Source organism: Paenibacillus sp. NMA1017, from assembly GCF_058895805.1.
Genome location: NZ_JBZXYR010000003.1, coordinates 446,097 through 470,779, shown reverse-complemented (window position 1 = coordinate 470,779; position 24,683 = coordinate 446,097). Strand labels below are relative to the sequence as shown.

At 49.2% G+C, this 24,683-nt stretch carries 25 protein-coding genes and 1 riboswitch; of the genes, 3 read left to right on the top strand and 22 right to left on the bottom strand.

Annotation, left to right across the window (positions count from 1 at the left end; translation table 11 throughout):
- Positions 1 to 22 precede the first annotated feature (22 nt).
- Positions 23 to 1,255 (top strand): peptidase, encoded by a 1,233-nt coding sequence (locus tag AC5ELV_RS10895; protein WP_493430189.1) that lies wholly within the window; start codon positions 23 to 25, stop codon positions 1,253 to 1,255.
- Positions 1,256 to 1,642: 387 nt separating this feature from the next.
- Here AC5ELV_RS10895 and AC5ELV_RS10890 read toward each other — a convergent pair whose 3' ends face one another.
- On the bottom strand, positions 1,643 to 1,750 hold the full coding sequence (locus AC5ELV_RS10890) for a putative metal homeostasis protein (protein ID WP_493430188.1): 108 nt from the start codon (positions 1,748 to 1,750) through the stop codon (positions 1,643 to 1,645).
- 528 nt (positions 1,751 to 2,278) lie between these two features.
- Between AC5ELV_RS10890 and AC5ELV_RS10885 the strand changes: the two genes are divergently transcribed.
- On the top strand, positions 2,279 to 2,521 hold the full coding sequence (locus tag AC5ELV_RS10885) for a helix-turn-helix domain-containing protein (protein WP_235306563.1): 243 nt from the start codon (positions 2,279 to 2,281) through the stop codon (positions 2,519 to 2,521).
- Positions 2,522 to 2,872: 351 nt separating this feature from the next.
- On the opposite strand, the gene AC5ELV_RS10880 is transcribed toward AC5ELV_RS10885, so the two are convergent.
- The 11 genes from AC5ELV_RS10880 to AC5ELV_RS10830 form a co-directional block, all read right to left on the bottom strand.
- On the bottom strand, positions 2,873 to 3,748 hold the full coding sequence (locus tag AC5ELV_RS10880; protein WP_493430187.1) for a cysteine ABC transporter substrate-binding protein: 876 nt from the start codon (positions 3,746 to 3,748) through the stop codon (positions 2,873 to 2,875).
- Positions 3,749 to 3,885: 137 nt separating this feature from the next.
- Entirely contained in the window at positions 3,886 to 4,641 is a 756-nt protein-coding gene (locus AC5ELV_RS10875) for an amino acid ABC transporter ATP-binding protein (RefSeq protein WP_493430186.1), read from the bottom strand.
- An 18-nt stretch (positions 4,642 to 4,659) separates the two neighbouring features.
- Entirely contained in the window at positions 4,660 to 5,337 is a 678-nt protein-coding gene (locus AC5ELV_RS10870) for an amino acid ABC transporter permease (protein ID WP_493430185.1), read from the bottom strand.
- Positions 5,318 to 5,983 carry an amino acid ABC transporter permease gene (locus AC5ELV_RS10865; protein ID WP_493430184.1) on the bottom strand — a complete coding sequence of 222 codons (666 nt, stop codon included), beginning with the start codon at positions 5,981 to 5,983 and terminating at the stop codon, positions 5,318 to 5,320. Before AC5ELV_RS10865 ends, AC5ELV_RS10870 begins: the two co-directional genes overlap by 20 nt.
- 219 nt (positions 5,984 to 6,202) lie before the next feature.
- Positions 6,203 to 7,651 carry a SulP family inorganic anion transporter gene (locus AC5ELV_RS10860; RefSeq protein WP_493430410.1) on the bottom strand — a complete coding sequence of 483 codons (1,449 nt, stop codon included), beginning with the start codon at positions 7,649 to 7,651 and terminating at the stop codon, positions 6,203 to 6,205.
- Between the two features lie 289 nt (positions 7,652 to 7,940).
- A complete protein-coding gene (locus AC5ELV_RS10855) occupies positions 7,941 to 8,345 on the bottom strand; it encodes a PIN domain-containing protein (RefSeq protein WP_053326302.1) in 405 nt (134 codons plus the stop codon).
- Entirely contained in the window at positions 8,346 to 8,585 is a 240-nt protein-coding gene (locus AC5ELV_RS10850) for a hypothetical protein (protein ID WP_226002551.1), read from the bottom strand. It lies immediately after the preceding gene.
- 68 nt (positions 8,586 to 8,653) lie between these two features.
- The gene (locus AC5ELV_RS10845; protein WP_493430183.1) at positions 8,654 to 9,226 is read right to left on the bottom strand and encodes a hypothetical protein; all 573 of its coding nucleotides are present in this window, start codon (positions 9,224 to 9,226) and stop codon (positions 8,654 to 8,656) included.
- Positions 9,227 to 9,249: 23 nt separating this feature from the next.
- Positions 9,250 to 10,920: an ABC1 kinase family protein gene (locus AC5ELV_RS10840; protein ID WP_493430182.1), complete on the bottom strand. Its 1,671-nt coding sequence runs from the start codon at positions 10,918 to 10,920 to the stop codon at positions 9,250 to 9,252.
- A 1-nt stretch (position 10,921) separates the two neighbouring features.
- Positions 10,922 to 11,281 carry a phasin family protein gene (locus AC5ELV_RS10835; protein ID WP_013312404.1) on the bottom strand — a complete coding sequence of 120 codons (360 nt, stop codon included), beginning with the start codon at positions 11,279 to 11,281 and terminating at the stop codon, positions 10,922 to 10,924.
- Positions 11,282 to 11,383: 102 nt separating this feature from the next.
- Positions 11,384 to 12,022 (bottom strand): ThuA domain-containing protein, encoded by a 639-nt coding sequence (locus AC5ELV_RS10830; protein ID WP_493430181.1) that lies wholly within the window; start codon positions 12,020 to 12,022, stop codon positions 11,384 to 11,386.
- 428 nt (positions 12,023 to 12,450) lie between these two features.
- On the opposite strand from AC5ELV_RS10830, the gene AC5ELV_RS10825 reads away from it, so the two are divergent.
- On the top strand, positions 12,451 to 12,900 hold the full coding sequence (locus AC5ELV_RS10825) for an AbrB/MazE/SpoVT family DNA-binding domain-containing protein (protein ID WP_025721620.1): 450 nt from the start codon (positions 12,451 to 12,453) through the stop codon (positions 12,898 to 12,900).
- A gap of 136 nt (positions 12,901 to 13,036) precedes the next feature.
- On the opposite strand, the gene AC5ELV_RS10820 is transcribed toward AC5ELV_RS10825, so the two are convergent.
- The 10 genes from AC5ELV_RS10820 to cobJ form a co-directional block, all read right to left on the bottom strand.
- A complete protein-coding gene (locus AC5ELV_RS10820; RefSeq protein WP_493430180.1) occupies positions 13,037 to 14,494 on the bottom strand; it encodes a cobyrinic acid a,c-diamide synthase CobB in 1,458 nt (485 codons plus the stop codon).
- Positions 14,487 to 15,575, bottom strand: a complete 1,089-nt coding sequence (locus AC5ELV_RS10815; RefSeq protein WP_493430179.1) for a cobalt-precorrin 5A hydrolase — start codon at positions 15,573 to 15,575, stop codon at positions 14,487 to 14,489. Before AC5ELV_RS10815 ends, AC5ELV_RS10820 begins: the two co-directional genes overlap by 8 nt.
- Complete coding sequence (gene cobM / locus AC5ELV_RS10810) at positions 15,568 to 16,362, bottom strand: precorrin-4 C(11)-methyltransferase (protein ID WP_493430178.1); 795 nt, start codon at positions 16,360 to 16,362, stop codon at positions 15,568 to 15,570. Before cobM ends, AC5ELV_RS10815 begins: the two co-directional genes overlap by 8 nt.
- Complete coding sequence (gene cobI / locus AC5ELV_RS10805) at positions 16,359 to 17,075, bottom strand: precorrin-2 C(20)-methyltransferase (RefSeq protein ID WP_493430177.1); 717 nt, start codon at positions 17,073 to 17,075, stop codon at positions 16,359 to 16,361. Before cobI ends, cobM begins: the two co-directional genes overlap by 4 nt.
- A 31-nt stretch (positions 17,076 to 17,106) precedes the next feature.
- On the bottom strand, positions 17,107 to 18,363 hold the full coding sequence (cbiE, locus tag AC5ELV_RS10800) for a precorrin-6y C5,15-methyltransferase (decarboxylating) subunit CbiE (RefSeq protein WP_493430176.1): 1,257 nt from the start codon (positions 18,361 to 18,363) through the stop codon (positions 17,107 to 17,109).
- A complete protein-coding gene (locus AC5ELV_RS10795; RefSeq protein WP_493430175.1) occupies positions 18,356 to 19,501 on the bottom strand; it encodes a cobalt-precorrin-5B (C(1))-methyltransferase in 1,146 nt (381 codons plus the stop codon). The genes cbiE and AC5ELV_RS10795 overlap by 8 nt, the downstream gene beginning before the upstream one ends.
- Before the next feature lie 74 nt (positions 19,502 to 19,575).
- Positions 19,576 to 20,220, bottom strand: coding sequence for a precorrin-8X methylmutase (locus tag AC5ELV_RS10790; protein ID WP_103047344.1), 645 nt, complete (start codon positions 20,218 to 20,220; stop codon positions 19,576 to 19,578).
- A gap of 168 nt (positions 20,221 to 20,388) precedes the next feature.
- Positions 20,389 to 21,168 carry a precorrin-6A reductase gene (gene cobK, locus AC5ELV_RS10785; protein ID WP_493430174.1) on the bottom strand — a complete coding sequence of 260 codons (780 nt, stop codon included), beginning with the start codon at positions 21,166 to 21,168 and terminating at the stop codon, positions 20,389 to 20,391.
- On the bottom strand, positions 21,165 to 22,268 hold the full coding sequence (locus AC5ELV_RS10780; protein ID WP_493430173.1) for a sirohydrochlorin chelatase: 1,104 nt from the start codon (positions 22,266 to 22,268) through the stop codon (positions 21,165 to 21,167). Before AC5ELV_RS10780 ends, cobK begins: the two co-directional genes overlap by 4 nt.
- Before the next feature lie 101 nt (positions 22,269 to 22,369).
- Complete coding sequence (cobJ, locus tag AC5ELV_RS10775) at positions 22,370 to 24,166, bottom strand: precorrin-3B C(17)-methyltransferase (protein ID WP_493430172.1); 1,797 nt, start codon at positions 24,164 to 24,166, stop codon at positions 22,370 to 22,372.
- Between the two features lie 311 nt (positions 24,167 to 24,477).
- Positions 24,478 to 24,663, bottom strand: a riboswitch (cobalamin riboswitch).
- Between the last annotated feature and the right edge of the window lie 20 nt (positions 24,664 to 24,683).

Sequence of the window (24,683 nt, the reverse complement as noted above, 5' to 3'; positions counted from 1 at the left end):
GACACCAAAGGAGATTAATCTCATGCAAAGAAGACGTTTTGCCCTTGTTTTATTATCTTTCGTGTTCCTGCTTACGATCTTTTTCCCATCCTCCAGCTCTGCCGCAACAGCCGATGTCCCAGCGCCACAGGCTACCCTGCTTACACAGGTACAGCCTTTGGGTGAAGTCGTATCTGCTGTTGTACTGAAATACAGCACCAATATTGACGGGGCATCCTTATCCACTTCCAGCTTTCAGGTTCAATCTGTACTCAATGACGTATATACAGACAGAACCGTGACCGGTGTATATACCAATGATACCGGGGCTATCACCAACCGCAGTACTCATGGTAAATATGTCGTGATTGAGCTGGATACGCAAGATAAAAATGCAAGTACCCTTACTTATGATGCAACAAGCGCAGTTAACCGCATCAACACGTTGAATTATACTATTAGTCAAAAGAAAGATATTGCAACTTCAAAGAAAACAGTCATCCCAGCCTCTGCACAGACTGTAAAGGCAACGGATAAAATTACACCGATCGTGGACAATTTCCAAAAAAACACCTTTGAAAATAAAGAAGGCTTCAAGCTGAACTACTTTACGTTTGAGCCTAAAGTAGAGCCCGGCAAAACCTACCCTCTGGTTGTGTTTCTGCACGGAAACGGCGAGCGTGGTGACGGAAACGGAGTAAACCTGCTGGCAAATGCCGGAGCTGTTACTTGGGCTTCTCCTGAGCAGCAAGCCAAACACCCTTCCTTCGTAATCGCTCCACAAAGCCCGATTGACCTGGAGCATAAATTCATTTGGGCGGATGAGCCACGCAACAGCGCTGTAGCCGATTTGGTACGTGAAACGGCGTTAAAGTACCCGATCGATACCAACCGAATCTATATCGTTGGTATTTCTCAAGGGGCTATGGGTACGTGGAGACTGCTGGAAAAAAATCTTGACTTGTTCGCCGCAGGTGTACCCATTGCCGGTTTGACCAATTACGAAAAAGCCGTTAACATGTATGCACCTGTTGAACCTACACACGTCGAGGTATTGAAAAACGTTCCTATTTGGGCCTTCCATGCTGCAGACGATACCACAGTAAGTCCTAAAAACTCGCAAGAAATGGTCGCTGCCATTAAAGCACAAAACGGTAACCTCATTCATTTTACTGAATACGAAGCAGGGATTATCAAACCTACAGGACACTTCTCCTGGGTACCGGCTCTGCAAAATCAGGATATGATTGAATGGCTGTTTGCACAAAAGAAATAGTTTCATATTGTGCCACTGCGCAGTCGGATAGTGCTTCCCATCGCCACCGCCCCCGGATTTCTTGAACAAAGCCTTTTATAGAGGTAGAAATCTGGGGAGGTGATGCTTCCGAAGCGCGCTTTCCTACGGAAAGCTTTTAAAGCGATCGCTTCGCTTGTACAGCACTATTCCGTCTACTCCGTTTTTATGTTCATTATGAGTTTGGTTTATATATCTCCAAAAATAATGCGCCAGAACGGTTCGATACCCGCCTGGCGCTTTTTTATCATTCAAAAAAAGACACCTGCTTTCCTGTGTACCACCATCAGGAAGGCAGGTGCAATATCAAAACGAGGAGACTGAAAAATTTGACACTGGTATTGCCATTTGCAGTTAACTTAGAACCTGCTACTTCGCCCGTTTCGCAGCTTTGATCGTTCTCAAAGCTCGCCTGCGCGTTACCTTGTTCGGACTGCTGAGCTGTCTTCTGGCAGTAGCCACATCTGCTTTCGCCATGTGTATATACCCCACCCTATTCACTTAGGCTCATATTGGGAGTCTGTGCCTAAAGACTTAAATGATTATGATTCTCATTATCATTTAAGATTATATAATTAAGTCTACCAGGATGCAAGAGCTTTTGGGGGAGTATGTATCTTTATTACGACAGTGTTCATTTCACCCTTTTACGCCTCTGTGTTACATTATATAAGTAAAACGAGAACAAAAATTCGAATCAGAATTTACGAGTAAGCACGCTATTGTCGATCATCATGACGTAACGGTCCTTGATCAGATAGCCCTCAAAAAGCTCATACATATGCGGAAGATCACAGGGCAAGAATGACACTTACTTTTTCAAAATTACCTTTGTTCATTTAGATTTAGCTCCCTTCACATCTATTAAATCGGTCTTTACTAAAGATTAGATTCGCAATTTTATAACCTTTAAAGATTAACCTTTGTGGTTATTCTGTATCCTTTAAAGATAAACTTCAATAGTTAATGCTATTTCTATTTAAATTTCTATAATGAGGTGTATGTATGGGAATTGTTTTTAAACTTGAAGAATTACTTCGAGAAATCGGGATTACTAAAAACGCTCTCGCTCGTGAGGCAAAAATCAGGCCTAATACCATCTATGAGATGTGTAACAATACATCCAAGCGAATCGAATTTAAAACATTTAATACCGTGATGGAAACACTGATTCGGCTCTCTGGTCGTCCATTAACCCTGCACGATGTTCTCGAATATATACCTGAGGATGAATCAGAGAAACACTGATACATTCACAGAATAGTCCGCTGCACCTTATATCTCTGCCCCTGGCAGGGATATTTTTCCCCCTTGTTATTTAGCATAATCGTTATCATTATTTCAGAGTACGTGTAACTAGAATCTATACTGATAAAGGAGTATTCTTCATCATGAATATTCATGAGAGATATCATTTTAAACTTGGCGATATAATTTAGAGACAGTGAGACTGTAAACATGTGAATGAGGATTACTAGCCCAGTGGCATTTCCATGACAAAATAAGAGGTTGCTAAAGTCCTCTTTTCCCCATATTAAAGAAGCGTTGGGCTTGTTATCCCAACGCTTCTTTATAGTAAAACAACAACTTATACTATGATTAATTCACTTTGCCGCCCTCTACGACCAATTGATCTGTAAAGCCTTCTCCGTAAACAGAGGTCAGTGTGTCCTTGTAGGCTTGATGCACAAAGTTTTCCTTGCCTAATGTAGCCAGCTCATTGTTGATCCAGTCTAACAACTCCTTATTTCCCTTTGCTACTGCGGGTGCAATTGTATCTTGACCACCAAAGGCCGGGATGGTTACGGTAAAGCCGGGGTTGGCCTTGGCCCAGGCGATCAGCTCTGTATTATCGTTGGCAATGGCGGCGCCGCGTTTGTCTTTGAGGGCTGAGAAAATCTCTGTGTATTGATCGAATTTAAGCAGCTTGATGTCAGGATAATTTTTCGTAAAATAGGTTTCAGCCGTCGTTCCTTTTGCGACAATCAGCTTTTGTTCCGAATTCTTCAATTGGTCAATCGTGGTGATTGGAGCGCTATCAGGTGACACAATGCCAAAGGATAATTTCATATACGGGTTGGCAAAATCGACTTTTTCTTTACGCTCATCCGTCACCGTAAAGTTAGCCATGATGATATCTACCTTGTTGGATTCCAAATAGGCGACCCGGCTGGCAGCATCCACCAGAACAAATTCCACCTTGGACTCGTCACCCAAAAGATCTTTGGCAAACCGCTTCGCAATATAGACGTCAAAACCTTGATTCTTCCCTTCCGAATCCATGTAGCCAAAAGGCGGCTTATCTGCAAATACACCAATTCGAATCTTGCCATTCTTTTTAATGTCCTCAATCGAAGCAAATTTAGCCGAACCTGAGCTACCGTTGGTATTTCCTCCTCCTGCACATCCCGCCAAACCAACAAGCAGCAAGCTCAAAGCCAGTAATAACGTCGTGAACTTTATTCCTTTTCTCATCTGTATTTCTCCCCCTGTTTGTCAGCATTTTGCATCATTCGGTTTCTTTCGCTTCTGGGTGCAATATAGAGACCAATAGAAACATTTCGATCTCTATATTGTGATTGGAAGTCGCTCATGGGATTGATGCAAAATGCTCATATCGTTTCGTACTGAAATATATCCAGAAAGTGCTGGGCACGCTCTGTTTCCGGTTGGGTAAAAAATTGCTGTGGCGTAGTCATTTCACATATCTGTCCTTGATCCATAAAAACGATACGATCTCCTACCGACTTGGCAAATCCCATTTCATGCGTCACGATAATCATGGTCATGCCCTGTTGTGCCAGCTCTCGCATGACATCCAGCACCTCTCTGACCATTTCCGGGTCCAAGGATGCGGTAACTTCATCAAAGAGCATAATTTCCGGGTTCATACACAGGGCGCGCACAATCGCAATTCGTTGCTTTTGCCCGCCTGATAATTGTCTCGGATACGCATCTTTGCGATCCAGCAGACCCACTCGCTCCAATAGCTGCTCCGCTTGCTCAAGTGCCTCCTGCTTGTTTCTCCGCTGAACTTTAAGCGGGCCGAGCAATATATTTTCTAAGACCGTCATATGCGGAAACAATTCGTAGTTCTGGAACACCATTCCGATATGCTGCCGCACCTCACGCCAATTCACTTTCTTATCCGTCAGGTCCTGCCCTCTATAACGAATATCCCCAGCTTGGACTGGCTCCAGACCATTGAGACATCGGAGGAGCGTGCTTTTTCCACATCCCGAAGGACCGAGAACGACCACGACTTCCCCCTTTGTTACGTCCAGATTAATCTGTTGCAGCACTTTTCGGTCTTCGAAGCTTTTGTGCAGCCCTCGAATTTCGAGTAAAACCTCCACAGCCTCTCCCATGACACCCACCCCATCCTGCTAATTTTGCCATCTGCGTTCAAATCTTTTGGAAAGTCTGGATAACGGATAGCATACGAGAAAATACAATATGAAAATAAAGCCGTACACCCAGAAGGATGCTGAGGGCGCTTTGATTACACCAAGCTCAATAATCTGCTGTCCGACCTTGACCACTTCCACTACACCGATCAGCACCACTAATGAAGTGGTTTTGATCATCCGTGTCGCCAGATTAATAGAACCGGGAAGCATTCGGCGCACCGCCTGGGGAATAAGCACATGGCGGTATAACTGCCCATATGTCAGTCCCAATGCCTGCCCGGATTCCACCTGATGCTTGGGCAGTGATTCCAATGCACCACGAACGATGTCACCAATCTCGGCTGCTCCCCACAGGCTGAATACGATGATTGCTGTCAATTCCCCGCTGATATTCACATTCAACAAAGGAGTAAATCCAAAATATACGACATACAGCCACACCAAAATTGGAATAATGCGGAATGTCTCCAAATACAATCTCAGCATAAACCGAATCGGTCTTGATTTTAAGGTGCGCAGCAACCCCATCAAAATGCCTAATAGAGTACCAATAATAATGGAAAGCAACGCAATCTCCAGCGTAACGAGCAGTCCCCCTAATAGACGCTCGAAATTGGAACCTTCAAAGAGCACATTAATCCCCGAATTCAGCATATCGCACCTTCCTTTCCACCCAGGTCAGCAGTATCGACAAAGGTAAAAGCAGGACGAGATATGCCAATACCAGCAGAATTAGCGATTCTGTCGTTTTGTAGTACATGCCGATCAGGTCTTTTGCCACATTCATCAGATCTAATAATGCAATGGCGCCAACAATGGAAGTCTCCTTGAGCAGAAAAATCGCATTCGCTCCCAGAGACGGAACACTGATGGCAAAAGCCTGTGGCAAAATAACATATCTCGCCAGTTGTATCTTGGACAGTCCGAGACTCAGCCCGGATTCCGTTTGCGTTTTACTTACGGCTTCGATTCCACCACGGAACGCCTCAGCCATATAACCCCCGCCCAGAAAGGTCATGCCCACAATGGCACACGTCATTTCGCTCATATGCAGACCTATTTTCGTAAACCCGTAATACAGAAAATATAACTGTACAAGCAGCGGCGTATTTCGGGAAAGCTCAATATAGGCAACAACGATGCCGCTAATTCCCTTCACCTTGTAATACAGTACTATACTGCATAGCAAACCGACGACTAGTGAAAATAGAATAGCAAAAAAGGCGATCTTCAAGGTCAGCCACATGGCTTCTCCATATAACGGCAAGCTCTCTACAATAAACTCCCAGTCTAAGTTCATATGTACATACCTTTCAATTTTCAATTATTCCTATGTATTTGCTTTGCTTAATAACAATGATTGTATTCCTGCCCATTTATTACGTCAATACTTTGATGAAAATTTGTCATATTTATCTATGGTTTAGAAAGAAAATTATTATTTTATTTCAGAAATAAATAAAAAAAGCTTGAAATGAATAAATTTCATTTCAAGCTTTGATTTATGCTATACGATTCATCACATGAGCGGCTCTGTAACTACAGGACCACCGAGCTTCTCTACAATTAAACGGCTTTCCTCATTTAACCCTTGCAGGGTAATAGATTTGCCGGATTTCGTATACTTTTGCAACACCTTGCCGATGGCAGTAACCGCGGAGTGATCCCAAACATGCGAATGGCTAAAGTCTACTACAACGCGTTCCGGATCATCCGAAGGTTCAAAATGATCAACAAAATGAGACGTTGAGGCGAAAAACATCGGCCCCCTGACATGGTACACCTTTTCTTCATGATCCTCAGTCGTACTGATACGGATTTTAGCCATTTTCCAGCCAAAATGCAAAGCACTTAGCAATACGCCCACGATTACGCCCTTGGACAAATCATGCGTAGCCACCACAATGATCACCGTGACCACCATAATAAACGTATCTGCTTTGGGAACCTTGGCAATGTTTCGAAGCGAATTCCAATCCACGGTTCCGATACACACCATGAACATGACTCCGACCAATGCTCCCATGGGTACTTCCTTCACAACTCCACCAAGCACGAGCAGCAGAAAGGCCAAGAATACCCCGGCCGTGAAAGTGGACAAACGCCCTCTTCCACCTGAGCTGACATTAATGACGGATTGTCCGATCATAGCACAACCACCCATACCCCCAAAAAAGCCATTTACAAAGTTGGCAATCCCTTGCCCGCGGGCTTCACGGTTTTTATTGCTTTTCGTTTCGGTCATTTCATCCAAAATACTGGCTGTCAGCAGCGATTCCAGAAGTCCAACCAATGCCATCGTAAAGGAATACGGCAGCAAAATCCGCAAAGTATGCCACGACCACTCAATTTGCGGCAAATGGAATGAAGGCAGCGAGCTGGTTAGCGTACCGATATCTCCTACCGTTTTCACATTCAATCCAAATACATACGTAATAATCGTCATGATGATGATTGCTGTCAATGGAGCGGGAATGCTTTTCACAAATCTCGGTAAAATATACACAATAAGCAGCGTCCCCGCTACCATCGCGTACATGATCCAATTAGCTCCATGAAAGTGGGTGAGTTGCGCCATAAAGACGAGGATCGCCAGCGCATTCACAAACCCGGTCATGACCGGTTGCGATATAAAGCTGATAAAACGACCTATTTTCAAAACACCCAGTAGCACTTGAATGATTCCTGCCAAAATGGTAGCTGCAAACAGGTATTCCACACCATGATCCTTCACCAAGCCAACGACCAGTACAGCTACAGCCCCGGTCGCTGCCGAGATCATCGCCGGACGTCCACCTGCAAAAGAGATGACAATGGCCATAGAGATGGAGGCGTACAGTCCGACCATGGGATTGACTCCCGCAATGATCGAGAAGGCAATCGCCTCGGGAATTAGTGCTAGCGCCACAGTCATGCCCGCAAGTATATCGGCCCGGATATTACCGAACCATTGTTGTCTAAGATTCATACTGTCTCGTTCCAGCCTCCTATATTTACAGAGAGTAGCGTGTTGACTCGCAACCCGTGTGGTTTCGGGCATCCGTCCAGCTGCCAATCGCCAAGGCTCTCCTATCATTCAGCTCGCCTCTCTCAAACGAACCCGGTCCGTTACATTCAGTCCATCATTATAACGTAAGGAATTCGCAGAGACGAATGAGTTAAAAGGCTGTTTACAGAAAAAAATCATCTATTTCCTTGAAATATCGCCCAGTATCTTCATCTTATTCGTTTTCTTATATTTAAAATTTTCGCAATTACTAAGATTCCAACCTGCTAAAATTTATCACCTTAACTTCATACTCAGACTCCGCAAACTGTAAATCTTGATCCGCCGTAACCAGTACCAATTGGTTTATAATAGCTGTCGCAAGAATCAATGCATCTGGGGTCTTGAGCTTTCTTGCAAACTTATCTTTTTGTTCTCTTCTGATACGCCCCGCTTTAACTGCGATCTCTGAATTAACTGCAATAAATTCCCCGCCAAGAAAAGGTATCGAATCTAAGTCAGTATCAGTGGGCAACCCGGCTATAAACTCGGACTGAGTTATAACAGAAAAGAAAATATTTTCTTTATCTTCCTCAGCTTGTCGTATTACTCTATCCAAAGATGAGTCAAGCCTATGAAGGGCAATAGCTGCATTTGTATCAAATAAATACCCCATCTAATCCCAATCCTCTCTGGATTGTTTAACACTCTCTTCGATCTCAAGTAATTGCTCCTTACTTAGGCTGCCTCGGGAATTTAAAACAGCTTGCAACCCTTTCGGTAACGGGGACTCTAAATCAATAACCTCAGTTTCCCCCTGTTTATTTTCTATTGTAACTTTTGATGGTTCAAACCCAATATCACGAAGGAGATTTAAGAGACGTATTCGATGTATATCAGTTAATTTTTTTGCCACTGAAATCACTCCTTAGCAAAAGATTAGTTTTCCGACCATAATAGCTCGTCTTATTCGTTTTCTTATATTTAAAGTTTCCGCAATTCCTGTACAAGCTCCGATAGGGCTTCAGCAATCTCCGAGTCCGCATGGTGCTGGGGTAAGCTTTCAAAGTCAGGCAGTGCCTGCTTCAATAATCGATAGCTATAGTCATAATAACTCCAAAAAGCCACTGGGTCATAGCCGCGTGCTTCTTCCTCTTCCCACTCCAGTTCATCTTCTTCTGGATCACTGTCTGCCGGCCATAGATATTTTTCGTCCAGCAGCATGGTTAGAGATTCCACAGACTTCTGTGAATCCTCTTGTGCATTTTCCATGTCCAATGCTCCAACGACCGCATGGTACAGTTCCAACTCACTCAGCGTGATATTATCCGAATTTCTCGTATGCAAATTACGCAATAAGAAAAGTAACACCCATGGCGTAACCTGCCACAGTGTGCCTTGATGCTCTATCAGATCAGCAATGGCTGCATACTCCCCGTTGGATATCAATTGTGGCAACTCCGTGCCTCTACCATAAGGAGTAGTCAGGCGGTGCCACGGTACATCTGCAATTAGGAGGCCATCCATTGGGGCAGTGTTCATCTTATGTGTATCCATAGCTCTTCCTTTCCGGTCGGTATCTAGAATCTTCCCGATTTAAAAATGGAATATAGTAAAAAGGCAACCATTAAGAGAGCCACAACAAAGCCGATTTCAATAGCAGGTACATTCCACAGCATGGTCGCCTGATGATTCAGCGATGAACCGATAATCAGCCCGACCATAATAATGCTGAACGCTAATAGCACGATACTGAATGACAGGCGGTTGCTGATCTGATCCAGCCTGCGCAGAAGCATTTCCAGCTCTGGTACAGTAACCTCCAGCTTAAGCTTGCCCTTGCTGATAATCGAGGCCAAATGCCTCGCCTGTCCTGGCAGCTCCATCAGCGTCTCCACCAGCTCAGTCGCACCACCCAGCAGCTTGCCCCGGATACGACGACCGCTGAAGCGTTCCTTCAACAGCTTGTTACCAAAGGGCTCAGCCAAAGCGATAATACTGAGATCAGGGTCCAGATGCTCCACGACCCCCTCCAGTGTCAGCAACGCCTTGCCTAACAACAGGACGTCCGAAGGCAAACCAATCCGATGGCGCTGCGCTGCGCCAAATAGGTCGTTCAAAGCATCACCAATACTGACCTGTGAAAAAGGAACGTCTGAGTAATCTTCGCGTATCTTGTCCAGATCGGCACGCAGCGCATTCAGGTCGGTATCCGGTTCGACCAGACCCAACCGTTCGATAGACCGAACCATGGCATCGGTATTTTTGCGCATCAGAGCAATAACGAGGGAAGCGAGATGATTCTTCATCTCTTCGCTCAGCCTTCCCGTCATGCCAAAGTCCAAATAAGCGAGACTGCCATTTTTCAAAACGAGTAAATTCCCCGGATGGGGATCTGCATGAAAAAATCCCTCTATAAAAATTTGATGCAGCATGCTGTTGACCAGCCGCTGCGCCAGTTCTTTCAAGTTATATCCACGGCGTAATAACTCTTCACGACTACCCAAGTGAGTTCCGTCCAGAAACTCCATGGTCAGTATACGGGAAGAGGTATGATCCCAGTATATTTTCGGAATATAGATATGTGGGTCCTGCTCAAATTGGAGCGCAATCTTCTCTGTGTTTCGGGCCTCATGGTTGTAATCCAGCTCCTGAATGAGCGATCTCCCCAGCTCCTCTACCATCTGGCGAAGCTGATACCGCTCTACCCATTCCCAGCGCTTGGCTGCCATAGCGGTCAGTTCCCGCAAAATGTCCAAATCTCGCCGAATGATGCGATTAACGCCAGGACGCTGGATTTTAATGGCGACCATTTCGCCGCTGTGCAGCTTACCCAGATGCACTTGCCCGATCGAAGCAGCGGCCAGCGGAACATCGTCAAAACGAACCAGTATGTCCTCTAATGACGTGTCCAGCTCCTGCTCCAGAATGCCACGCGCCGTTTCAGATGAAAACGGCGGTACCTGATCCTGAAGCTTAACCAGCTCACGGATAATAGGCTCCGGCAGCAGGTCAGCGCGTGTGCTTGCCAACTGTCCAAGCTTGATGAATGCAGGCCCCAAATCCTCCAGCACAAGCCGAATCCGTTCACCTAGCGTTTTGGACTCGGGGGTTTCTCGCGTCAGCCACTTGCGAGGCAATGACAGCAGCTGGAACAGTCCCATTTCTTCCACCATATAGCCAAAGCCATGACGCGCCAGCGCCATGGCAATTTCCCGGTAACGACCGGCGTGCTTCATACGAACCGCCATTTTAATCCAGCCGGTTCGCTTCTTCAGCGTCGCTCGAACCCGTAAGCGCCGCCTTTTCTTTTTCCAGCTCCGCTACCTGTTTTTCCAACAATGCTACACGCTGCTCCAAACTTGTAACATCATTTTCGGTAGGTACTTCCAGCTCCTGCAAAATGCGGCTAACCTGTTCGCGGATCACTGTTTTGAATTGTCCCTGTTCCTCTGCCCCTCGTTCGATCAGACGATCGACCAGTGCTTTGGATTCCGAAGGCGCAAGTTCTCCCCGGTTTACAAGATCCTCGACGGCTTTCTCCACCTTTTCTTTGCTGACAACGGTGAGGCCCCACCCCAACGAGATGGCTTTTTTGAACAAATCGCTCATAATATATCCTCCCCTACCTGTGATTACCTATAGTATAACCTGAAAAGGGGAGCCGCATAAAGCTCGCAGCTCCCCTTCCTCAATGAATGGAATGATCTATGTTTAACCTGGAAAGCGTCCAGCCCACTTGGCAGCCTGAAGCAGCAGCTTGCGGTATCCCTCGTGCTGGAAGCTTGGCTGATTATGTCCAGGCATCAAATAGACGACCCGACCCAAGCCGTAGGACAGTGACCATGCCGCCGGCCACCACTGGCCCTCATGTTCATATTCCATCAGTATTGTTTTTTCAGTGAATGGATCAAAATCAAAACGATATGGCTCCTCTTGCATCTCGAACGGCTCGATACCTTCCATAATCGGATGATCCGGCTCCGTTACCTTGAAGGAAAGTGGACCCGCAGCCGGGTGCCGCAGGAAACGTGCCCCCATTAGCTGTGCAATCTCATACCGTCCTTGCAATGTAATTCCGTTATGCAGCACAAGCAATCCACCCCCGCCGCTAACATAGGACAGCAATCCTGCTGTTTGTTGAGGAGACAGAACCTCCTTGCGGCTATCACAGTACGAGATGCATAGATCGAATGAGGCTAGATTTTCCTTGAGCAGCATTTTACGATTCTCACTGCATTGTACCGTCATCCAATCCTGTAAAATATGGCTAATCTCTTCGTCCACCCCTTGCAGCGGGTGAAACTCCGGATACGAATAATCTCCTAACAACAATGCTTTTCTTTTTTCCATAATAAATCCTCCTTGCCTGACTTGTATATAAGGACTTTAAAGGCGGGACCCATGTCATTTATTCTTGTTTGTGGGGTCAAAACGCTCAGAAAATTCCGTTTGGCCCTCATCCATTTCCCATAACACCGCCATCATTGTCCGAGCTACGGCATATATAAATAATTCTACAGACGGCCTATTAAATCCTTTAGCAGAAGATTATAGCATATATGTTCGCTCGGGATAAACTTATTCAAAATTTATAAATCTGAACGATGGCGATTCGGCCTGTTTATGGTATACTCGTAAGAAAAAAAGTGCGTCCATGCTTGATTAACAATGAAGGGCCGCTTTTTGTAAGAATTTATGCTTGCGGTTATAGAATTGATAAGAATTGCCTCAAACCTTATACATTCTATAAATCTTAAAAAACCGGGGAGGTTGCATGAATGAAAAGGACTGGAATGACCCGGCCCTTGGACAGCTTGGGGCGAATTGTGCTTCCTAAAGAGTTGCGCATGACGATGGAGATTGACATCGGCGATCCATTAGAGTTTTTTATTGAAGACCAGACACTCATGCTCCGTAAGTACAAATCAACCAACTGTATATTTTGCGGTGCGGTTGATACCAACACCTACTTTAAAGATCAGTTTATCTGCGATGAATGTGCAGCCTCGATGAAAACGGAAGATTTAGTTCCGGTCACAGCGACTGAAACCCATTCACCCCCACTTAAGCAAAATATGCATATGAAAAAAATTTATCAGCGCACTGACGTTATTTTGGAGAAAATGAGAGAGCTTATGGAAGAGCATCCAGCATCCTCACAAAAACAACTCGCCTCTATGCTTGGCGTGAGCCAGGGAAGGATTTCCCAGCTGAAAAAGCTCATGTAAGCGGACCACCAAAAAAGTAATGTATACGCTTCCATTCTGTGTAAGGTTTAAATCTATTGATGTTTAAAAAAAGCCGTCCCCTTTAGGGGACCCGGCTTTTTTTCGTTTATATGGAGCAGTAGACTCGTTTGCAAAACTATTGATCGTAAGCCCGACATTGTTCTACCCAGCGTGCTGCCGCTTTGGGAAGAGAAGCAAGATGAACATGCGTGTAGGCTGCCAAAAGGTTCCCTTTCGCATAGCCCTCGCTCTGGAGACCACGCATTCCCTTGGTTTGATAGGCGTAGGAGTAAGGGGTGGATGATTCATCATAGTGCATGACAGAATAATGAAATTCATGTCCCCGAATTGTCTCTCCAGCCTCCAGCAGCAGGCAATCCTGCAAAGCGGTTGCTTCCCGGTATCCCAGTGCGGCCCGTTTCTCCTGCATGCGGACGTCCGACGGAATAACCCCGGCCATGTGATGGGCATTACCCATACGATCCGTAAGTGTCCGTGCCAGTACCATATAACCGCCGCATTCGGCGAATACTGGCATATCCCGGCTCACCGCGTTGCGGATATCTTCCAAAAAGCCCGTATTTGCAGCGATATCTGCGGCAAACTCTTCGGGGAAACCGCCGCCCAGGTATAGGCCGCTTGCCTGCTCAGGTACGCGTTCTCCCGCCAGAGGACTGAAATAGACAATCTCTGCTCCCGCCTGACGTAGCAAATCCATATTTTCCGAGTAGTAAAAATTGAACGCCGCATCTCTGGCGACGGCGATGACGGGACGTCCCCCGGTATCAGCTTCATGCCCTGCTGATGGAAGCCAATCCGGGGGAAATAACGGTTGTGCGGGCAGAGACAACGGCGGAGCCGAATCCGCCAATGCCCGCAGTGCATCCAGATCCGTACCCGCGCGGATCAGCTCTGCCGCCCGTTGGAAAAGCGGCTCTAGCTCGCCGCGTTCCACAGCGGGTACTAAACCCAGATGACGCTCGGGAATATCCAGCCCGTCATCACGCTTTAACCAGCCGAGCACAGGGATGCCGCACTCCTGCTCGACCGCCTTTTTGACGATGCCATAGTGCCCTTGGCTACCGCAGCGATTCACAATTACACCCACAATGCGCAGCTTGGGCTCCAAGCGCTGAAAGCCAAGCACAATAGCGGCGGCGCTTCGTGCCATACTGCGTACATCGACCACCAACAATACAGGGCTGTCCGTCAGCATGGCGATTTCAGCGGTCGAGCCGGTATTGCTGAGCGGGTCCTTGCCGTCATACAGACCCATGACGCCTTCAATCACGGAAATATCCGCGCCTTCGGAAGCACGGATAAAGATTTCACGCACCGTATCCGGTGAGGTCATCCAGGAATCGAGATTACGGGAAGGCGTTCCGGTCGCGGCCGTATGATAGGTCGGATCAATATAATCCGGCCCGCACTTAAAACCCTGCACTCGCAGGCCGCTGTCGGCGAACGCCTTCATCAGCCCGAGGGTAACCGTCGTTTTGCCTGCGCCGCTGCCTGTGCCAGCAACAACAATACGGCTTCTGCGCGTAGCGGTAAATGGATCAGACTGTACAGCCTGCTTCATGACGTCAGTCATAGGAAACCCGCGCTACAGACAGCGTCATATTGCCGCTTTTTTTCTTCTCCAGCAGCCAATGGTCTGCACCAGAAGACAACAAGGCTGAAGGTTCGCTGACCCCATATGCGCCAGTGTATTTGAAGACGGTTTCCGATGGATTGGGAAGCTGCACCGTATTCAGCTCTGACGGGGTGTACGTCACCAGCTCCCAGCCGTATTTGGCGCAAAGGGCAAGTAAGCCCTCTTCGTCCTTTTTCAGATCAATGGTGGCAATATTCCGTACGCTTTTCACAGACAAACGCAGCTCTTGCAAGGTGTCCAGCACACCCGCCTCCAGCTCCTCCAATGCAGTCCCACGGTTGCAGCCGATGCCAAGCACCAAGCTTTTCGGACGGTACAGCACGCCATTAGAAAGAAGCTGCTCTTCTTCCTCCGGCTCCAATAAACGGTCACTCACGACCAACGCGGCGTTAAACGGTTCTTGTAATGCTTCTGTCGTCGAAGCATATACCTTGATATGCGCAGGTACAGGCTTGTCATAACGCCACCAGTTCCGTTCGCCTGTCTCTTGGATAAGTGCAACGGGCTCCTCGTTCACAACAGCAGCGCTCACAGGAGTGGCCTTGTCGAAACTATCAACCACCCAACCCAATTCCCGACCCAACATGTCCACCGGAATCGTGCCCTGCACGTCAGATGCAGTTGTGATTACCGCACGTGCGCCTAATACAGCCGCCACATGGCGGGTCAATTCATTGGCGCCACCCAAATGGCCAGACAATACGCTAATGACATGCTCGCCGCGATCATCAATGACGACTACCGCCGGGTCTACCTTTTTATCCACCAAAATCGGTGCAATCATACGAACCACTGCACCGAGAGATATAAATAAAATAATACCGTTATATTGTTTAAATAAATCCGGCAAAATCAGCTTGACCGAGCCTTCGAACAACTGAATGTCACGCTCCTGCTCGTCGCCACGCTCAAACTTGGACATGTAATACACATCCGTGCCCGGAAAGCTGGCTCCCAAATTGCGGACCATCTCCACTCCATGCTTCGTGATCGCCACAGCGGCAAATGGATTACTCACCGGGCTTCACTCCCTTCCGGTAGCCATGGGTGAACGACTTATCATACAGCTTGGAACGATGCGCGTCCTTGTCCACCAGCTCTGGGTCGAGCGCCCAGCCTGCCAAAATCATGGCATGCATCGTTATGCCTGCTGCACGCAAATCGGCGGGTAATTGAGCAAGCGTCGTGCGTACGATCTTTTGATCCGGCCAGGTCGCACGCTGCACAACGGCTACAGGTGTGTCCTCGCTCCAGCCTGCTGCCAAAAACTCAACGACCACTTTCTTTGCCAGCGTTGCGCTGAGGAACAGTGCCACTGTACAGTGATGGGATGCCAAGTCACGCAGCTTTTCCCGATCCGGTACAGGTGTACGGCCTTCGGCACGCGTCAGAATGACGGTCTGCGTCAGGTCAGGCACAGTTAGCTCTGCACCCAGCACCGCCGCAGAAGCAAAGACCGAGCTGACGCCCGGTACGATTTCGTAGACTACTCCGCGCTGCTTCAGTAACACCATCTGCTCCAAAATGGCACCGTACACTGCCGGATCGCCTGTATGTACGCGAGCTACACTGCGTCCAGCCTGCACAGCCTCGCTCATAATCTCAACCTGCCGCTCCAGATCCATGCCTGAGCTTTGCAGTACCTGCGCCTCTGGTTTGGCCGTGGCAATCAGCTCGTCGTTTACGAGTGAATCCGTGTACAATACCACATCGGCCGTGCGTAGAATCCGGGAACCTTTGACCGTAATCAGCTCCGGATCGCCGGGACCTGCTCCTACGATATATACTTTGGGCTCCAGCGTCATTTGCTCACCACCATTAAACTCAAATATTCAAGCTCCTGTCCGCGCAGCTCACGTGCGTTGCGCCATACCATTTCATAAGGAGAAGTGACCTTGGTAATGACTGATGCACAGTCCCCAAGATTAAGCTCATCCAGCACATCCAAAATCAAATCCAACACCTTGGCAACCTTAATAAACACGACCGTATCGTGATTTTCAATCGCCTGCTTCATCGCTTCCCGATCATCCGTAGCCGGAATAATACCGACCTGCTGATCTCCGTCTGCCAAAGGCAATTCCAGCGCTGCCGCCGCTCCCAACACAGACGAAATGCCCGGAATAGATACAATCGGCACCTCAGGATGAAGATCCTTCATGAGCCGTGCCAAATGAATAAAGGTACTGTACAGATTAGGGTCTCCCTCTGTGACAAAGGCTACATCCTTGCCTTGACTCAGTGCCTCCCAGCAAGCAACTACCGTTTTGTTCCACTCACGCTCCAGTACAACCGGGTCCTTGGTCATTGGAAAAATGAGTCCCAGCATCTCCTTTTCCTCCGGGTTGACGTACAACTCCACGATCTCGTGAGCATACGATTTGCCCCCCCGGCGTTTCTTCGGATAAGCCACAACTGCACATTCCTGAATCATCCGATACGCCTTGACCGTAATCAGCTCGGGATCACCCGGCCCCACGCCTACGCCGTAAAGTGTTCCTGTTGCCGCCGTATTCATGCTGTCTCTCTCCCCCTCTTGAATTACCAGCTTACTCCCCCGCTACTTCGTCAGCCACGTCCACCGACGGCTGCCCTGTAATCACATATATCGGATTGAGTCCCTCAAAACGAGTCATATTCAAAATCGGCTTGCTGCGCGCTGTTTGCAATAACGTCACCGAAGTATCGAGTCCTACTGCTTGCATCGCCTTCATACCGTCATGCAGCGTCTCAATCGTTGCAGCATTCACTACAATTCGTCCATCCTTACGCAGACGGGAAGCGCACAGACGAATCAACTCGGACAATTCTCCCCCGCTCCCACCGATAAACACCGCATCCGGGTCTGGCAGCTCGTCCAATCCGGCAGGCGCTTTGGCATGAATAACCGGGAAATCAGTGCGGAATTTGATTTTGTTCGCTTCCACATTAGCCAGATCGCCTTCGTTCTTCTCAATGGCAAATACTTGCCCATACCTGGCCAGCCGCGCACATTCCACAGCTACAGAACCAGAGCCTGCGCCGATGTCCCATACGATACTTCGCTCGGTCAGACGCAGCTCGGACAAGCTGAATACGCGTACTTCACGCTTCGTGATCAGCCCTTTTTCCGGCTTGCGCTGGTGAAATTCCGCATCCTCGAAGCCAAATCCCCGCCGAATTGCAGGCACGTCTTCACCCTTACGGCGGCGCAAAATAACCACATTCAATGGTTGGAACGTTCTCTGCGCCATCTCTTCCAGCGTATAATGCTGATACACCTCATCCGGTCCGCCCAAATGCTCGCCGACAAAGGCATCATATTCCGTCATGCCATAATGCAGCAGATAGGCAGCGACTGCGCCGGGATGATTCCGGTCGTCCGTCAACAGCGCGACCTTGTTCTGTCCGTCAATCCGCTGCGCCAATCCGATCATCGGACGACCGTGTACGCTTTCCAGCACCGCATCCTGCCAGCTTTCACCGAGACGCGCAAACGCCAGCTGAACCGAGCTGAGATGCGGCATAATATCCAGATGTTCCGCCCCCAGCTTGGCAGACAAATAACCTGCAATTCCAAAAAAAAGCGGATCGCCTGACGCAAGCACGACAATATCCTTGTGCTCACGCAACCGCCCCAATTCTTCCACAACGGCGGATAAGCCGCTCTTTAATGTTCGTTTTTCTCCTGCGGCTTCCTCGAAAAAAGCTAGCTGGCGTTCTCCACCAACCAGCAGGTCCGCACGCTCAATCTGCTCCAGCGTCTCCTGCGACAGACCTGCCGCTCCATTTTCACCGATACCAATGACACGGATCACTCTACTCACCGACTCTCGCCCTCCCCAGCACGTTCCCTTTCAGCGTTACCAGTACCATTTCCACAACGATTCCACCACCTGCATGCTCCAGACAATGCTGACATCCATAGGTACACAGCTTTTCAAAAAAGCTCAGCGCATTCGCTTCGGTCATCATATCCGCCACCTGCGTAGCTGTATTCGCCTCTGCCACTGCCGCTGCAAGCGACTCATCCACACCCGCTTCACGCGCAACCTGGGCCAAAAATCCAAAATCTACCGGAGCGCTCTTGGAGTGAACCATCATGACGCCTTGAGCAACCTTCGACAGCTTGCCGGGCATCCCAACGAGAATAATTTTTTTCATTCCCAATCGTTTGCCATGCTTGACTGCAAAGCCGACAAAGTCGCCCATTTGGATAAAGGCTTCTTCCGTCAGCTGATCATACATTTGCATGGCATATTTTTCACTGCTGCCGCCTGTGGTCAGGACTATTTCCTGACAGTTCATCGCTTGCGCAACCGATATGGCCTGCACGACACTGGCTTTATAAGCTGACGTGGAAAACGGAACGACCACACCACGCGTGCCTAGTATGGAAATACCGCCAAGAATGCCAAGTCGTCCGTTCAGCGTTTTCTTGGCGATTTCTTCACCGTCCGGTACGCTGATGACGACACGGACACCTTTGGCCGATCCGTGCTCCTCGAGCACGCCTGAGACGGCCTCCGTAATCATCCGGCGCGGCACCGGGTTAATCGCTGCTTCTCCGACAGGCACAGGCAGACCGGGCTTCGTTACCCGCCCCACGCCGATGCCACCGTCCAGTTCAATGCCCGGCTCCTCGCGCCAGCTAACGGACGCGATAATTCTCGCCTGATGCGTGGCGTCTGGGTCATCCCCACCGTCCTTGATCGTCGTGCAGGAAGCTTCGTCCGCGTCCAACACAGGCTCAATCAGCTCAAACGCATGATCGAAGCCCGCGGGCAGCGATATCACTGCTTCCTTCGGTGGAATGCCCGTGATGAGCAGTTGTACCGCTCCTTTGGCCACTGCCGCCGCACAAGCCCCCGTCGTAAAGCCTGACCGCATTGGCTTGTCCGGCGCGGGAGCTTCACCGCTTTTCATCCGTTTGGGCTTGTCGGCGGACGCCGCTTCCTTTTCCATGCCAATTCCTCCTTAACCTCTTCTGCTGATCATGTTCCAATTCATTTCATGATACAGCAAACGGACAACCGCATCTAGCGGACAGCCATTAAGGAGATCGCATTCAATGCTGCTACGACAATTGTACTGCCGCCCTTGCGTCCAATATTCGTAATGAACGGAATATCCAACTTGCGCAGCTCGTCCTTGGATTCTGCCGCCGATACGAAGCCGACGGGCATGCCAATCACCAGTCCGGGCTTGGCCGCTCCTTCTTTCACCAGACGAATCAGCTCCAGCAACGCTGTCGGCGCATTACCAATGGCATAGATGCCACCTTCGCCCGCCTGAATCGCTTTGCGCATCGAAATAATGGCGCGTGTCGTATTCAGCCTTTTCGCTTCTTCCATGACGTCAGGGTCAGATATGTACACATGCACATCCCCGCCAAATTGACGGATACGATCCTTGCTCAGCCCCGCTTGAATCATTTGCACATCCGCCACTACCTGCTGTCCTGCACGAATAGCTGCAACCCCGGCTTCAATCGCTTTTGGATGAAACACCATGCTGCGGCCCAACTCAAAATCAGCAGATGCATGAATGACACGCTGTACAACGGGATATTGCTCTGCTGTAAAAGGATGCTCTCCCAATTCTTCAGTGATCATCTCGAAGCTTTTGCCTTCAATCTCCTGCGGCTGTACCGTTAGCGGTTTAAATTCTGTTTTAAAATCCATGGTAGACCACTCCCTTATGGAAAAATAGAAAATAGTTTAGGAAAATGACAATTCATTGCTAAAAAATCATAGATACCTCTTAAAAACACCTGTTTTAAGATGACTATATTTTAAATACATGCCAGAAGTCGTTCCTGATTAACTGGACTCGCAGGGGTAAGGCTCAACTCAAATTGAAGTTTTCTCTCTTGCTGTACGCAGTGCGTCGATAACTCCGTCGAAATGATCAAATACTGTGCCAAATTCCACTTCCGGCCTGGAAATCAAAAGTACGTGAATCCCCAGCTCCAATGCAGATTGAACCTTTTCATCCACTGCCCCCGTGCGTCCGCTTTCCTTGGTGACCATCACGGTCGTGCCATAGTGCTTGTACAATGCTTCGTTCATCTCGCGGGAAAAGGGTCCCTGCATGGCAATAATATTTTTTTGCTCCATGCCCAGTTCGCCGCATTTCTCCATATTGTCCAGGCGCGGCAGCATGCGTATAACTAGACGAATCTCCGGGTCTCCGAGCAAATGCTTGGTGAACGTGCCGAGCGTCTTACTGCCCGTCGTAAGCATTACAGAGCCTTTGATTTGCTTCGCTTGTAATGCGGCCTCCTCATAGGAGGGCACAATGTGGAGCAACGGATGATTGTCATATACAAGTCCTGTCCGCTCATAGCGAATATAAGGAACCCCGGACTCGCGAGCGGCTGTCATCGCATTCGCGTGTGCTTCTTCCGCAAAAGGATGACTGGCATCAACAACAGCCTGTATTCCCTGATCCCGAATCATTGCAGCCATTTCATCGGCTGTCATTCGGCCTGTACTTACGTCTAGTCCCGCTTCAGACAAGCTAGCCGCCGCGCTTTCGGTTACGACTGAGGTCAATACGTTGAAGCCATTGTCACGGATTTGCAGCGCCAATTCCCGAGCATCGCTCGTTCCGCATAGCATGAATATCATGAGCCCTTCACCTGCCCGCTTCCGTTCACTACAGATGGTATATGTGAATGCTCGTGATGGTGATCATGGTCATCATGGCTGTGAGCATGGACATGCTCATGAGTGTGATCGTGGCTGTGTGTATGGTGATCATGATGGTCGTGCTCATGTGCATGATGATGGTGATGATGCTCATGATCGTGCTCATGATGGTGATCATGCTCATGATGGTGATCATGCTCATGATGGTGATCGTGGTCATGGTCGTGATGATGATGGTGGTGCTCCTGCGCCTCCAAACGGAACTGGCAGTTATCACAATTGGCCGTAACCTTGCCGAACAAGCCTTCCTTAGCTCGCTCCAGCACCAGTTCAATCAATTGGGGATGGAACCCAAAATATCCGCCCATCTCCACTTGTAATGCAGGGTGAGCCTCGGCAAATTCCTGGGTCATTTCTCCGATGCGCTTAATCAGCACACCCGTGAACAGAAAGTAGGGAAGCACGATAATCTTTTTGGCCCCCAATCGTACACAACGCTCCAATCCATCGGGAAAAGAAGGCTGCGTCACACCGATAAAACTGCTCTCTACCCATGTATAAGAAAGCTGCTCCCACAGCATACGAGTGATTTTGAAAAAGTCACTGTTCGCATCTGGATCGCTACTTCCGCGTCCTAATACAAGTACCGCCGTTTCCTCGTCGGATACCTCGGCAAATGCCTCTACAGCGCTAGTCATTCCCGCTGGAACTGCAACCGGACGGGCCTCTTTCAAGCGGCTTTGCAGAATGCTGACGATTTTTTCGTGAACGCCAATCGGACGTCCGTATACAAATTCCACCTGCGGATATTTCGCCTTTGCCCGGTCAATAGCCATCGGAATATCAATTTTGGCATGTACCGCTGCGAACAAGATAATCGGAATAAGAACGACACGCGTCGCCCCTTTCTCCACACATGTTTGCATTCCATCAGCAATGCTGGGACGTGCCAACTCCAAGAAACAGGTTTCCACGCACATATCCGGTACCCGATCTGCCACTGCTTGTGCAAATTCCAGCAGTTCCTGGTTCCCCTCCGGGTCCCGACTTCCATGTCCAACCAACAATATTGCATCCACTGCTGTTGTTTCCTCCTCTTTAGTAGGGATAGCCTGCATGACGCCCTATTTTATATATATGCTTGTATCCAGTTCATCAGGCCTCCAACCTACTCAACCTACTAATCACCACAAACCGCATTCACTTCTACCATTGCTGGTGCATCTTCATGCCGGAACCCCGCAACGACACCTACACGCTTAAAAAATTTATGAAAACGCTCATTCGGATGCCCTTTTTCCTTATATTCAGCGATGACGTTCTCCACGATGTCAGTAATCTGGTCACCCGGAATTCCTTCCGCTACAGGCTGAGCGGCATGAGCATTGCGGCCGAATTTTTTGCCACCGAGGAAGAGATCATACCCTCCCTTGCGATAGACGATTCCGATATCCTCCAGCACTGCTCCATAGCAGGCCATACCGCATCCGTTCAAAGCAATGCTTGTTTCCTTGGGTGCCTGTAATCCGCCAAGCACAACCTGTAAATGCTCAGCCACAGGCACAGCGTCATCCTTCTCCATATTGCAGAAGTCGCACGCCTTCACCTTAAACACATCGCCAATCGGCATGACAATGAATCGTTCATCCCGCAGCCGTCCGACCAGTTCCTCGGGGTCTGCACACGGCACGCGCAGCACGATCTGATGATCCGGCGTGTATTCCAGCTCGCCGTCATCACCCGCTACCTCGGCGAGCAGCGCCATCTGGCGAGCGGTGAACTTCTTGTTTCCCACACCCGGGGAAACGCCCACCTCAAACAGCGCAGGCTTGCCAAAGCCGCCTGTCGCCATCCCGGCCGTGGCCCCCGCTCCGGTCACCGCTGACGTTCCGGCGGTGCTCTCCGCGGTAGGCGCTTGCCCGCTCCAGCGAGCGTTGGCTTCGCCCGGCAGCTTGCCACCGACAGCGAGGCGGCTTAGTGCCTCTGCCGCCAGCGATGCCGGGGCCGTGCCGGTTTGCACAGCAGTCGTTGCCTGCACGGCAGCCATCGCTTGCGGGCGTGCCTGCGTGGCAACCGCAGCGCCGCTCGCGGAGGGTCCAGCGGGCGTAGTCGGGGCTGCTCCTGCCTGCGTTGTACCCTTTTGCGCGCCCAGCGACCACGGCTCCGCTTCCGTGCGGAGACGCTGATGTGGCTTGAGCGCCTGCTCGGTCGCATCCAACGTGTATTTGCGTTGATATCCGCGCGGAGTCACGATCAAACCGTCATACACCGTCGTCGAGGAGTTACCGATGATTACGGTCGTCAGCATCCCAATGTCATGGTTCAGCATATCTTCCAGCGTCGTTACAATAACTTGCTGACGTTCACGATAAGCGCTCTTCACTAGCCCAACCGGAGTTTGCGGATCGCGGTAACGCAGCAAAATGGACTGCGTCTCCACAATCTGGCGGGTACGCCGACCACTGCGCGGGTTGTATAATGCAATCACAAAATCGGCCGAAGCCGCAGCTTCTACACGCTTTACGATCGTTTCCCACGGGGTCAGATGATCACTCAGACTGATCGTGCACGCATCATGCATAACTGGCGCCCCCAACAGTGAAGCACAGGACTGAATAGCCGAGATCCCCGGTACAACTTCTACCTTAACCCCGTCCTCGCGTCGCCAGCCTTTTTGCATCAGCACTTCGTACACCAGCCCTGCCATACCATAGACTCCTGCATCTCCACTGGAAATGACAGCTACCTTCTTGCCCATCTCTGCTTGGCGAACCGCCTCCTGCGCACGGCTCACTTCCTCTGTCATCCCTGTGCGTACAATCTCCTGTCCGTTCAACAACGGACGGATCAAATCAACGTAGGTGTTGTAGCCGATAATGACCTCACTTTCGGCCAGCGCATCCAGCGCCCGTTTTGTGATATGTTCCATATCTCCTGGTCCAAATCCAATCACCAGCAATTTTCCTAATGGGCTCATTGTGCTCCTCCTATTCATCCTTTTCAGGGCAGCTATGCTATCTATTTCAATGATTTATGGACATCCTGTAACTCAAAAAAACCCCATCCTGCCCGGATGGGGTTTCTATGTACGTATCTCTCATCAGACGAACAAACAGCGTAAGAAGACACGATTTGTCTTCCTCCAGCCTGCCGTTGTTTTCCATCTGTCTGTTTACGCTTCAAACGCTGCTGCACGTTCATATCCACGCAAACCTCTAGCCAACATGGAAAAAGCAACGTGTGCCTGATTTCCTGATTTCGTACACCCATCCTCTCCGCGAAGGTTAACGGTGCATACAGATCAAGGTAGGTCTCCTGGCTTGGCATCAACGGATTCTTTCGTCTTCCCCGTTTTTCACGAGTGACCATTTAAAAAAATCCTCTTCCTTACAGTGGCGGGACCGCTCGGGATTTGCACCCGATTCCCTGTTACCCTTTGCTTGACCGCAAAGGCACCTTGTCTGTCCGCTATTTGATTATGGGTCTTATCATAA

Bases quoted from the DNA above. Each gene is read 5' to 3' on its own strand.
- AC5ELV_RS10895 (WP_493430189.1), top strand. From the start codon at position 23: ATGCAAAGAAGACGTTTTGCCCTTGTTTTATTATCTTTCGTGTTCCTG.
- AC5ELV_RS10890 (WP_493430188.1), bottom strand. From the start codon at position 1,750: ATGGCGAAAGCAGATGTGGCTACTGCCAGAAGACAGCTCAGCAGTCCG.
- AC5ELV_RS10885 (WP_235306563.1), top strand. From the start codon at position 2,279: ATGGGAATTGTTTTTAAACTTGAAGAATTACTTCGAGAAATCGGGATT.
- AC5ELV_RS10880 (WP_493430187.1), bottom strand. From the start codon at position 3,748: ATGAGAAAAGGAATAAAGTTCACGACGTTATTACTGGCTTTGAGCTTG.
- AC5ELV_RS10875 (WP_493430186.1), bottom strand. From the start codon at position 4,641: ATGGGAGAGGCTGTGGAGGTTTTACTCGAAATTCGAGGGCTGCACAAA.
- AC5ELV_RS10870 (WP_493430185.1), bottom strand. From the start codon at position 5,337: ATGCTGAATTCGGGGATTAATGTGCTCTTTGAAGGTTCCAATTTCGAG.
- AC5ELV_RS10865 (WP_493430184.1), bottom strand. From the start codon at position 5,983: ATGAACTTAGACTGGGAGTTTATTGTAGAGAGCTTGCCGTTATATGGA.
- AC5ELV_RS10860 (WP_493430410.1), bottom strand. From the start codon at position 7,651: ATGAATCTTAGACAACAATGGTTCGGTAATATCCGGGCCGATATACTT.
- AC5ELV_RS10855 (WP_053326302.1), bottom strand. From the start codon at position 8,345: ATGGGGTATTTATTTGATACAAATGCAGCTATTGCCCTTCATAGGCTT.
- AC5ELV_RS10845 (WP_493430183.1), bottom strand. From the start codon at position 9,226: ATGGATACACATAAGATGAACACTGCCCCAATGGATGGCCTCCTAATT.
- AC5ELV_RS10840 (WP_493430182.1), bottom strand. From the start codon at position 10,920: ATGGCGGTTCGTATGAAGCACGCCGGTCGTTACCGGGAAATTGCCATG.
- AC5ELV_RS10835 (WP_013312404.1), bottom strand. From the start codon at position 11,281: ATGAGCGATTTGTTCAAAAAAGCCATCTCGTTGGGGTGGGGCCTCACC.
- AC5ELV_RS10830 (WP_493430181.1), bottom strand. From the start codon at position 12,022: ATGGAAAAAAGAAAAGCATTGTTGTTAGGAGATTATTCGTATCCGGAG.
- AC5ELV_RS10825 (WP_025721620.1), top strand. From the start codon at position 12,451: ATGAAAAGGACTGGAATGACCCGGCCCTTGGACAGCTTGGGGCGAATT.
- AC5ELV_RS10820 (WP_493430180.1), bottom strand. From the start codon at position 14,494: ATGACTGACGTCATGAAGCAGGCTGTACAGTCTGATCCATTTACCGCT.
- cobM (WP_493430178.1), bottom strand. From the start codon at position 16,362: ATGACGCTGGAGCCCAAAGTATATATCGTAGGAGCAGGTCCCGGCGAT.
- cobI (WP_493430177.1), bottom strand. From the start codon at position 17,075: ATGAATACGGCGGCAACAGGAACACTTTACGGCGTAGGCGTGGGGCCG.
- AC5ELV_RS10795 (WP_493430175.1), bottom strand. From the start codon at position 19,501: ATGGAAAAGGAAGCGGCGTCCGCCGACAAGCCCAAACGGATGAAAAGC.
- AC5ELV_RS10790 (WP_103047344.1), bottom strand. From the start codon at position 20,220: ATGGATTTTAAAACAGAATTTAAACCGCTAACGGTACAGCCGCAGGAG.
- cobK (WP_493430174.1), bottom strand. From the start codon at position 21,168: ATGATATTCATGCTATGCGGAACGAGCGATGCTCGGGAATTGGCGCTG.
- cobJ (WP_493430172.1), bottom strand. From the start codon at position 24,166: ATGAGCCCATTAGGAAAATTGCTGGTGATTGGATTTGGACCAGGAGAT.